Raw genomic sequence first — 1,740 nt, 5'->3', positions numbered from 1 at the left:
CATCGCACATGTGATCGCACAGGGGCAGGAAAACACCGCCCGCTCCGACCTCACTTTCATCGAGAAGGCCCTCTTTGCACGTAAACTGACCAGCTCCGGAATTGACAAGGAGACGGTCAAAAGCGCGCTTACAATCGACGATACGCTCCTGTCCCGAATGCTGGCAGTTGCGGAGCACGTTCCCGAACATGTTCTGGATGCATTGGGCGCCGCGAGAGGCGTTGGGAGGGATCGCTGGGAGGAGCTCAAGAAACTTCTCCAATTGCCTGGCAAATCGGCCCAGGCGTCAAATCTAATTCGAAGCGACGAGTTTGCGAGTGTCGATACCGACCAGCGCTTCGCAGTTTTGCTCGACGACCTGAAGAAGAAGGCGAAGAGCAAAAAAACCGCGGTAGCCAAGCCTGCGGAAAGGTCTTGGTCACTTGCGGGTAATGCCGTGAAAGTCGCAACAAAGGATACCGGGAAGGGCTTTACTTTGGCACTCAAGGCCCAGGACGCGTCTCGGTTTGGGGCGTATCTCTCGGAACACCTAGAACGCTTTTATCAAGAGTTCCAGAAGACGGAGCATATGTAAGAAAAGTACGAAACCGCAAAAGAAAAAGGCCACCGAAACGAATTCCGGAAGCCCTTCTCTGTAGTGTGGCAACTGAGAGAATCGCATTTCCGGGAATCACCGTCAAGGGCTGATCGAGCCCCGCGCCGTTTTGGCGAGCGGATTTCTTTTGCCTGAACACAGGTAAAGACAATGGAAACGCATTTTTCAACGACGCCCTTCGGGCGGCGGCCGATGACGCTTGGCATGATCTCAAGCCAAGTCACCGCAAGGGCGGTGTCGAAGGACGCGACCGTCCACAAGTGGCACGTCTTCCAAGATATCAAGGATGCCAGGATCGCTCTGGGCGCCTCTGATCGCGCTTTGGCCATTCTCGACGCGCTGTTGTCGTTCCATCCGGACACGGCGCTTTATGGCGACAGCGAGCTGATCGTCTGGCCATCAAACGAGCAGCTTATCCGCCGCGCCAACGGAATGCCGCCAACGACCTTGCGGCGGCACCTGGCCGTCCTGGTGGAGTGCGGATTGATCATCCGTCGGGACAGCCCAAACGGCAAGCGCTTCGCCCGGAAAGGGCAGGGGGGCGAGATCGAGCAAGCCTATGGCTTCGACATTTCGCCGATCGTCGCGCGCGCAGAGGAGTTCAAGGAGCTGGCGGAAGCGGTCAGATCTGAGAAGAAGGCCTTTCGGCTCGTTAAGGAGCGGCTAACCATATGCCGGCGTGACATCGTCAAGATGATCGACGCTGGAATTGAGGAAGGCGTGCCGGCGAACTGGGGCAGGGTCCAGCAGGCCTACCAGGCGATTGTCGGCCAGATACCACGCACCGCCCCCCGACAGACCTTGGAGGCGATTGCCGAGGATCTGGAGGGCCTTTGGGCTGAAGTGCGTGAAGCATTGGAATCATTTGTAAAAAGACAGAAAGTGGACGCCAATGAGTCCCAAAACGGACGCCACATACAGAATTCAAAACCAGACTCTAAATCTGAATCTGAAAATGGCTTAGGAAATAAAGATGAAGCGGGCGGCAACGTTGCGGACACCGACAACATACGGAGCCTGCCGAAGCGCGAGCTGCCGTTAGGAATTGTGCTGGATGCCTGCCCGAACATGCTTTGGCTGGTGAAGGGCGGCGGCGGAATCCGCAACTGGCGTGAATTTCTGGCCGCGGCCGAGGTTGCCCGGCC

At 57.1% G+C, this 1,740-nt stretch carries 2 protein-coding genes; both read left to right on the top strand.

Annotated elements, in window-relative coordinates; translation table 11 throughout:
• Nucleotides 1–574, top strand: a 574-nt coding sequence (locus EOC06_RS36785; RefSeq protein ID WP_281062141.1) for a plasmid partitioning protein RepB C-terminal domain-containing protein, incomplete at its 5' end; no start/stop codon positions are given.
• A 171-nt stretch (nucleotides 575–745) separates the two neighbouring features.
• Nucleotides 746–1,740: plasmid replication protein RepC (repC, locus tag EOC06_RS36780; protein WP_128310086.1), on the top strand; the 995-nt coding region annotated here is incomplete at its 3' end.

The sequence above is a fragment of the Mesorhizobium sp. M7A.F.Ca.MR.362.00.0.0 genome (assembly GCF_004023175.1).
Lineage (GTDB): Bacteria > Pseudomonadota > Alphaproteobacteria > Rhizobiales > Rhizobiaceae > Mesorhizobium.
This window is presented reverse-complemented; position numbering and strand designations above follow the sequence as displayed.